The 8,850-nt window shown below is 63.1% G+C and carries 6 protein-coding genes and 1 pseudogene; 2 read left to right on the top strand and 5 right to left on the bottom strand.

Annotated elements, in window-relative coordinates; all coding sequences use genetic code 11:
- Positions 1 to 174: 174 nt before the first annotated feature.
- From ACFQX9_RS09090 to ACFQX9_RS09075, 4 genes and pseudogenes are all read right to left on the bottom strand, one after another.
- The gene (locus ACFQX9_RS09090) at positions 175 to 975 is read right to left on the bottom strand and encodes an AraC family transcriptional regulator (protein ID WP_018455960.1); all 801 of its coding nucleotides are present in this window, start codon (positions 973 to 975) and stop codon (positions 175 to 177) included.
- A gap of 170 nt (positions 976 to 1,145) precedes the next feature.
- Positions 1,146 to 1,802: a glutathione S-transferase family protein gene (locus ACFQX9_RS09085; protein WP_018455959.1), complete on the bottom strand. Its 657-nt coding sequence runs from the start codon at positions 1,800 to 1,802 to the stop codon at positions 1,146 to 1,148.
- Positions 1,802 to 2,967, bottom strand: a pseudogene (locus tag ACFQX9_RS09080) (acyl-CoA dehydrogenase family protein). Before ACFQX9_RS09080 ends, ACFQX9_RS09085 begins: the two are co-directional and overlap by 1 nt.
- 77 nt (positions 2,968 to 3,044) lie before the next feature.
- Positions 3,045 to 4,181, bottom strand: coding sequence for an acyl-CoA dehydrogenase family protein (locus ACFQX9_RS09075; protein ID WP_377787887.1), 1,137 nt, complete (start codon positions 4,179 to 4,181; stop codon positions 3,045 to 3,047).
- A gap of 261 nt (positions 4,182 to 4,442) precedes the next feature.
- Here ACFQX9_RS09075 and ACFQX9_RS09070 point away from each other — a divergent pair, with 261 nt between their 5' ends.
- Entirely contained in the window at positions 4,443 to 5,993 is a 1,551-nt protein-coding gene (locus ACFQX9_RS09070) for a long-chain fatty acid--CoA ligase (RefSeq protein WP_026233060.1), read from the top strand.
- A 73-nt stretch (positions 5,994 to 6,066) separates the two neighbouring features.
- A complete protein-coding gene (locus ACFQX9_RS09065; protein ID WP_377787867.1) occupies positions 6,067 to 7,287 on the top strand; it encodes an ABC transporter substrate-binding protein in 1,221 nt (406 codons plus the stop codon).
- A gap of 59 nt (positions 7,288 to 7,346) precedes the next feature.
- On the opposite strand, the gene ACFQX9_RS09060 is transcribed toward ACFQX9_RS09065, so the two are convergent.
- Positions 7,347 to 8,849, bottom strand: coding sequence for a glycosyltransferase family 2 protein (locus ACFQX9_RS09060; RefSeq protein ID WP_377787864.1), 1,503 nt, complete (start codon positions 8,847 to 8,849; stop codon positions 7,347 to 7,349).
- Position 8,850 lies beyond the last annotated feature (1 nt).

The raw sequence follows: 8,850 nt of genomic DNA, 5'->3' as shown, positions 1-8,850 counted from the left end.
GGCCTGTCGCGGGGTGCAAACCGCGGCAGGCCATTCCTCACGGAACAGGTCGAGAATAACTGATCGCGCTATTACAAGGGTGGGCAAAGGCGCTCTTGCGCCGTTCCCACCATCTCTCAATACCTCGCGAAGATGGTGGGCACGCTTTCGCTTTGCCCACCCTACGAGACGACGCTAGCTCGCCTCCGCCAGCCTCACGGTCTCGCTGCTGCGATAGATCGCGAGATCGCGCGAGCCGACGAAGATCGCGCGCGGCTTCAGGCCGTAGAAGCGGCGGATCGAGTGGCTGAAATGGGTGGAGTCGGGATAGCCGATGTCCTGCGCGAGATGGGCGAGGTTGAGGTCCTGGTTGGCGAAGTGCAGCAGGTGACGCGCCCGCTTCCAGGCGCGGAAGGAGCGGAACGAGATGCCGGTCTCTTCCTTGAACAGATGCAGGAAGCGCGAAGCGGAAAGTCCGGCCTCCGCCGCGCATGTGTCCGCCGTCACGGGTTCGCCCGTGAAGCGGCCGATACGGGCGACCGCACGCGTCACGCGGGGGTCGAGCACGCGGCGCGGCAGCGCCTCGCCAAAACACATCTGGTCGAATTCGGCGGTGGTGATGTCGCCGTAGCGACGCTGGCGCAGCAGCGTGTAGGCGGCGAGGATCTTGCGGGCATAGACGGCCCTGTCGGGTCCGGTGAGCCGCTCGGCCAGGACCTCGATCACGCCATCGGGCATGCTCTCCGGCTCCAGCGTCACGCTGATCGCGGTGCGGTAGTCGCTCGCAATGGAATGCCGCTGGTTCGGTAGGGTAACGAACAGCTCGCCGGTGGCGAGCGCATCATCGATCGTCAGATGCAGACTGCCCTTCACCGCGACATAGACATGGCAGCAGCCGGGCGTCCGCTTGCGGGGGCGGCCGAGCAGGCCGGCATAGAATACCCGCTCCGGCGTGATCAGCATCAAATGGTCGGATTCGCGACCGTTATCTTCCATTGGGATCCTCCTCGCGCGGCTCTTTGGCCGCTGCGGACGGAGGTCACCTTAGCGGAAATCTGGGCGCTGTCACGGCGGGATAGCGCTATCATGAAGCGCAAAACAGCGGCAGTCCCGACGACCCGGAACTCCCGGCAACATGGCCGTCCCGGCTTTCGCCAGAACGACAATCAGGCCCTCACCCTTGGCGCCACGTTCTGCTCGACGCCGGCCTGTTGCTCCGCAGCAACCGCGCGCTTGAAACCATCCCGTTGCTGCAAGCGTGCCCAATAGGCTGCGACATTTGGCCCAAAATCCTTGGCAAGCCCGATAGTATCGGCGAGGCGGAGCGCGTAACCGATCACGATGTCGGCGGCAGTGAAGCGGCCCGCGCACAAGGCCTCGGTATTTGCGGTGGCTGCCTCGACGGCGCGCAGGCGGCCCAAGAACCATTTGGCATAGTCGCCGGCGACCTGCGGATTGCGGCGCTCTTCCGGCTCGAGCTGGGTGTATCGGAGCACCAGCGTCTGCGGGAAGGTTAACGTGGCGTCGCTGAAATACATCCAGTTCACGAACGCGCCATAGGCGGGATCTTCGGGTCCGACCATCAGTGGCGTCGGTCCATGCTTGATGCCGAGATAGTGGCAGATGCCGGAGGACTCGGTCATTTTCGTCTCGCCGTCGACCATGAAGGGAATCGTGCCCAGCGGATTGAGCGCGAGATACTCCTTGGCGAAGACCCGCGGCGGGAACGGCAGCATCTTGAGCTCGTAGGGCAGCCCCATCTCCTCCAGCATCCAGAGCGGACGGAATGAGCGCGCGGCGTCGCAGTGATAGAGCGTGATCATCAGGAACTTCCTTTGCTGCCGGGCAGCGTCCCCATCATCTTGCACAGGACCATCAGCATGACCTCGTCGGCGCCGCCGCCGATCGATGTCAGACGGCTGTCGCGATAGGCACGGCTGACCGGCGGTCTCGTTGGTAAAGCCCATTCCACCCCAATATTGCAAGCAGGCGTCGGTAAGCTCGCGGCCGAGTCGCCCGGCCTTCAGCTTGGCCATGGTCGCAAGTTTCGTGACATCCTCGCCCGCCACAAGCGCCTCTCCGGCACGGTAGATCAGCGCGCGCAACAGCTCGACCTCGGTCTGCATCTCCGCGAGCTTGAAATGAACGACCTGGTTGTCGAGGATCGACTTCCCAAAGGCCTTGCGATTGCGGGTGTATTCGATGGTCTCGTTGATAATGTATTCATGCCGCCTTCAGGCAGGCGGCCGCACCCCAGAGCCGCTCCTCCTGGAACTGGATCATCTGGTAGGTAAAGCCCTTGCCCTCCTCGCCGATCCGGTTGCGCTTGGGCACGCGGACATTGTCGAAGAAGATCTGCGCGGTGTCGGAGGAACGCATGCCCATCTTGTCGAGCTTGCGCGCGACCGTGACGCCCTTGGTCTTCATGGGCACACAGATCAGCGATTTGTTGCGGTGAACGGACCCGTCGCCCGTATTGGCGAGCAGACAGATCCAGTCGGCCTGGGTGCCGTTGGTGATCCACATCTTGCCACCATCGATGACGTAATCGTCGCCGTCCCCGCGCGCATTGGTCTTGATCGAGGCCACGTCAGAACCCGCGCCGGGCTCCGAGACGCCAATGCAGGCCACATAGTCGCCAGAGATCGAGGGCGCCAGGAATTCGCGCCGCACTTCATCGGAGCCGAACCGCGCCAGCGCAGGAGTCGCCATGTCGGTCTGCACCCCGATCGCCATCGGCACGCCGCCGCAATTGATCGCGCCGAGTTCCTCCGCCATCATCAGCGCATAGGAATAGTCGAGGCCGGAGCCGCCGAATTCGACCGGCTTGTTCAGCCCGAGAAAGCCGAGCCTGCCCATCTTCCTGAACAGCTCGTGCGCCGGGAAGATGTCGGCCTTCTCCCATTCATCGACATGCGGATTGATCTCGTTGGCAATGAATTTTTGCAAGGAACGGCGGATCTCGTCGTGGTCGGCGGTGAACAGCATCTTAATTAGCCCAGTTCTTGGTATCTCTGAGGTGCTCGTCATGGCCGGGCTCGTCCCGGCCATGACGGAGAAAGAGGTCACAACCCTATCTGCCGCGACGCGAGATCCTTCATGATCTCCTCGGTGCCGCCGCCGATCGCGTTGACCTTGACCTCACGGTAGATGCGCTCGGCCTTGATGCCGCGCATGAAGCCGGCGCCGCCAAAAATCTGCACCGCTTCCGAGGCGCAGAACGCCATCGTCTGGGTCGCCTGGTTCTTCATCATGCAGATTTCGGCGACCGGGCTTTCGCCCTGCTCCAGCCGCCAGGCCAGCATCTCCAGCATCGCTTGCGATGCGGCGACCTTCTGCGCCATGTCGACGATCTTGTGGCGGATCACCTGGTGCTGCGCGAGCGGCTTGCCGAAGGTCTTGCGCTCCTTGGCGTAGGCAATGGCCTCGTCGAGGCAGACGCGCGCGAACGCGGTGCAGCCTGCCGCCATGCCCATGCGCTCGCTGTTGAAATTCCGCATGATGATCTTGAACCCCTGGCCTTCCTCGCCGATCAGGTTTTCCGCCGGTACGCGGCACTCGTCGAAATGCAGGGCCGCGGTGTCGGAGGCCCACCAGCCCATCTTCTTCAGCTTTGTCCGGGACAGGCCGGGCGTATCCCCCTCGATCAGGAGCAGGCTGACGCCGCCGGCGCCCTCGCCGCCGGTGCGCACCGCAACGGTCAAATAGTCGGCACGCATCCCGGATGTGATGAAGGTCTTCTCGCCGCTCACGACGTAGTGATCTCCGTCGCGCCGCGCCTTGGTGCGGAGGCCCGCGACATCAGAGCCGCCGCCCGGCTCGGTGATCGCGAGCGCGGAGATTTTCTCACCCGCGAGCACCTGAGGCAGCACGCGCGCCTTCACCTCGGGGCGCGCGGCCCGCGCGACCGGCGGCGAACCGATCGTATGGCTCATCAAGCTGGCGCTGACACCGCCGGCGCCAGCCCGCGCCAGCTCCTGGCTGGCGACGATCCTCATGAACTGGTCGGCGGCGATCCCGCCATATTCCTCGGGGAAACCGAGTCCCAAGAGCCCGATCTCGGCCGCCTTGCGATAGAGCGCGCGGGGGAATTCACCGGCCTCATCCCACTCGTGGGCGAAGGGCGCAATCTCCTTGTCGACGAAGCGGCGCATCACCTCGCGAAAGGCGTCATGCTCGGCGGTATAGAACGGGCTCATCATCGCACTCTCGCCTTGCTGGCGGATTCGTCTCGTCCACATGGCCGGAACCTTGGCGGCTCACTTGCGCGGAGTGGCTGGCCGAGCCCCGCTCCAAGCAAGCTCGCTCTAGCAACTCAACGCAAGACGATTTTCATCGCTCGCGCGCCAACTCCGGATCAAAAAAAGGATGGTGCACAAACTCCGGCTGGCCCTTGGGCCATGCCGGGCATGGTGCATGGCAATAGGGACGCGGGCGGCACAAGTCCGCCGAGGGAGGAATTCTTGGCCGTTCGTTACTACGACTGGATTGCCCACCATGGCCGCCGCACACCGAACAAGATTGCGGTGATAGACCTCGCGAGCGAGCGCCGCTTTACCTATGCGCAGCTCGACGCGCGCATCTCGCGTCTCGCGTCATTTCTGCGCCATGCGCTGAAAGTCTCGCGCGGCGAGCGGGTCGCGGTGCTGGCGCTGAACACGACCGATACGCTGGAGGTGCAATTCGCCTGCGGGCGGTTAGGTGCGATCTTCGTGCCGCTGAACACCCGCCTCACCGTTCCCGAACTCCAGTTCATCACCGCAGATTGCGCGCCGAAGGTGATGATCCACGACACCGATCTCGCCGAAACGGCGCTGGCCGTGGCAAGGCTCTGCGGCATTGCGACGAGCCTGCTGCTTGGCCCCAGCGGGACTTATGAGGCCGGCATCGCCGCCGCAAAGCCACTCGAGAAAATCGAGGAGGTGACCCTCGATGACGTCTCGACCATCATGTACACCTCGGGCACAACGGGTCATCCCAAGGGCGCCACCATCACCCATGGCATGACCTTCTGGAATTGCGTCAATCTCGGCGGCCCCGCCTGCATCGGGCCGTCCTCGGTGCTGCTCACCGTGCTGCCGCTGTTCCACACCGGCGGCCTGAATTGCTACACCAATCCGGTGCTGCACGCCGGCGGCACCGTGATGATCATGCGCGCCTTCGATCCCGGCACGGCGCTCGGCCTGATCAACGATCCCGCACAGGGCATCAACGTGTTCTTCGGCGTGCCCGCGATCTACCAGTTCATGGCCCAGCATCCGGCGTTCGCGACCACCGACCTCGGCCGGTTGATCGTGGGAGGTGTCGGCGGCGCACCAATGCCGGTGCCGCTGCTCAAGGTGTGGGAGGCGCGTGGCGTCGCACTCCAGCAGGGCTACGGCATGACCGAGACCTCGCCGGCCGTGCTGGTGCTCGACCGCGAGGATGCGGCACGGAAAGCCGGCTCCGCCGGCAAGCCGGTGCTGCACACTGAAGTGCGCATCGTGCGTCCTGACGGCGGCGACGCCGATGTCGGCGAACTCGGCGAGCTCTGGGTCAAGGGACCGAACATTACGCCCGGCTACTGGAACAGGCCGGAGGCGAACAAGACGTCGTTCACCGATGGCTGGCTGCACACGGGCGACGCGACACGCGTCGATGAGGAAGGTTTTTATTACATCGTCGACCGCTGGAAGGACATGTACATTTCCGGTGGCGAGAACGTCTATCCGGCCGAGGTCGAGAACGTCCTGCACCAACTCGACGCTATCGCGGAAGCCGCCGTGATCGGCATTCCCGATCCGCAATGGGGCGAGGTTGGCCTCGCCATCGTCGCGGCCAAGCCCGGCCAGCGGTTGACCGAGACAGATGTCTTCGCGCACTGCGCGGCGAATCTCGCGCGCTTCAAATGTCCACGCCAGGTCCGCTTCGTCGATGCGTTACCCCGCAACGCCACCGGCAAGATCCACAAGCCGACCTTGCGCAAGGAATTCTCGGGCGCCTCGGAAGTCGACAAGAAAGCCGCCAACGCCTGATCAAAGCGCCCCTCTCGCGGGCACTTTTCTTTTTGACGTGCGTGTTCCAACCCAGAAAAGCCAAGGAATTTTCATGAAAAAGAAACTCTCCCTGCTCGCCGCAGCAACGGCGTTGGTGCTGCTGACAGCCCAAACCGCGTATGCGCAAAAGGCGTACGACACCGGCGTCACCGACACCGAGATCAAGATCGGCAATGTCGAGGCCTATTCCGGCCCGGCTTCCGCCTACGGGGTCATCGGCAAGACCGAGGAAGCCTATTTCAAGATGATCAACGACCAGGGTGGCATCAACGGCCGAAAGATCAATTGGATCTCCTACGACGACGGCTACTCGCCGCCGAAGACCGTTGAGCAGATCCGCAAGCTGATCGAGAGCGACGAGGTCTTCCTGGTGTTCAACGCGCTGGGCACGCCGACCCAGACCGCCGTGCAGAAATATCATAATTCCAAGAAGGTGCCGCAGCTGTTCCTCGCTACAGGCGCCAGCAAGTGGAATGACCCGAAGAACTTTCCCTGGACGATGGGCTTCCAGCCCAGCTACCGCGTCGAGGCACAGATCTTCGCGAAGTATATTCTGAAGGAGAAGCCGGACGCGAAGGTCGCGATTTTTTATGCCAACGACGATTTCGGCAAGGACTACCTCGCCGGCATTAAGGACGTGTTCGGCGACAAGGCATCGAAACTGATCGTGGCAGAAGAGAGCTACGAGACGTCGGAGCCTTCGATCGACGCCCATATCGTCAAGCTTAAGGGCACCGGCGCCGATGTCTTCGTGAACATCGCCACGCCGAAATTCGCGGCGCAGGCGATCAAGAAGATCGCGGAGCTGGAGTGGAAGCCGATGCATCTCATGACCGATGTCTCGGTGTCCATCGGCGCGGTGATGAAGCCTGCCGGCCTCGAGGCATCCGAAGGGGTGCTGTCGGCTGGTTATCTGAAGGATGCGTCGGATCCGCAGTGGAAGGATGATGAGGGCATGAAGAAGTTCATGGTCTTCGTCGACAAATACATACCCGGTGCAAATATTTCGGACGCCAATCTGGTTTACGCCTATGCCGCAGCCCAGACCATGGTGCAGGTGCTGAAGCAGGCGGGCGACAATCTGACCCGTGAGAATGTGATGAAGCAGGCAGCGAGCCTCAAGGACTTCGTGCCCGACACACTGATCCCGGGCATCAAGATCAACACCTCCGCCACGGACTTCGCGCCGATCGAGCAGCTCAAGATGTGGCGGTTCAAGAAGGGCCAGTGGGAACTGTTCGGCGATATCATCAGCGCCGAAACGGGCGGCTAGTTCGATTGAGAGCAACAGCCTGAACCGACCGAATAGCGGCCGAAGGGCCGCTATTCTTTTCAAACAAGCGACGGCGCTGTTCCCGCGCTTTCAACCTCGATCATGTCGTCGCCGACGTCGATGCCCGCGACGGGCAGGCCGAGACGACGCGAATCGCCGACGCCCCTGAACATGGGGCATGCCCAGGCGAGGGTGGCGATGCCTGACGGCGGCAGATCGAGGCTCAGTGTGTAGCTGTCATAACCGGTCACGACCGCTTCGGGGCGGATGGCCGTACCATCGACATAGAATCGCGTGTCTATCGTATCTAGCGGTGCGCGAAGTGCGGGGCTTCGAACGCGGACAATGGTGCGGCCCGGCTTCCCCTTGATGCGCACGGCTGCCTCTGGTTCGCTCCAGCGGAAAGTGTGACCGGCAGAGAACTCTTCGGCATGGAATCCGATCTGCGCGACAACGCGCTCACCAAGGAGCCCGTCAACAGGTCCCGCATCTCGTCCGAGACGATGAATGCAATCGAGCCTCTGATGCCGGATCAGCGCGGCGATGTATCGCCGCATCCATCGCGCGATCGCATCGCTCGATCCGGCGGCCGTCACAGCGACCAGCACGGCCCGCGCGTGCCATGCCGCCAGCCGCGCGAAACCGCGCGCGCCGAGGCCGCCGAGCAGCGCCGGCACGGCCCAACGCCATAGCGCCAGCCATTTCTCGCCAGGCCCTCCCCCGCCGTCAGCGAGGCTGGAGCGCAGGAGCGCGTTCAGTGCATTGCGGGCGAGCGACGCGCCGGCCTCGCTCCGCGAGCTCCACTCGACCGGAATGTCGAGCAGCTCGCTGCCGGCATCGTTGCGGGCTTCGCTCAGATAGCGAATCTCGCCTTGCACGAAGTCGAGCGTGAATTGCTTCAGCTCACCGATCTCACCGACATAGTAGTGATGGAAGCGCGCCTCCTCGAGATAGCCGATGGAATGACCTCTCGCGTGATAGGCGGCGGCGAGCACCCATTCGGCGAAATGACCGAGCTCCTCGCGCAGGCCGCCGCATTCCCGGTAGACGTCGTGCCGCGTCACGAAACACTGATCCAGGACCTTGCGCCAGGGATGCTGCTTCATACCGAACTCGATGTCGGCCTGGTACATGGCGGCCTCTGCCACGGATAACCGGTTATGGCAGATCGGGATCGAACGGCAGGAAAAGCCGGCCCAATCGGGATGAGCATCGATCGCGCGAATGCAGAGTTCGATCACGTCGGGTTCGGGCCGGCAGTGCGATTCCGTGAAGAACAGATAGCTGCCGCGCGCCTTCGTCGCGCCGAATGCGCAGAGCCCGATGTCGTGTTCGGAATCGGTGAATTCGAGGCGAGCCCTGTTGCCGGCCAGCGCCTTCAACTGCTCGCGTGCCGTGAAATCCGGAGGCACGACCAGAATGATCTCGTAGAGCGATGTGTCGGCAGTTTGCGACGTCCAGCCGAGCCAGGACATCTCCCACTGCCCGCGGTGAGATTCGAGCGGGATAATGATTGAGAACAGCGGAGATTCGCCGTCGTAGAGTGCGGACGCGTCCTGCATG

This window comes from Bradyrhizobium sp. GCM10028915 (assembly GCF_042666195.1).
GTDB classification, from domain to species: Bacteria; Pseudomonadota; Alphaproteobacteria; order Rhizobiales; family Xanthobacteraceae; genus Bradyrhizobium; species Bradyrhizobium canariense_D.
Note: the sequence above shows the minus strand (reverse complement) of the source record. Positions and strands in the feature narration are given on the sequence as shown.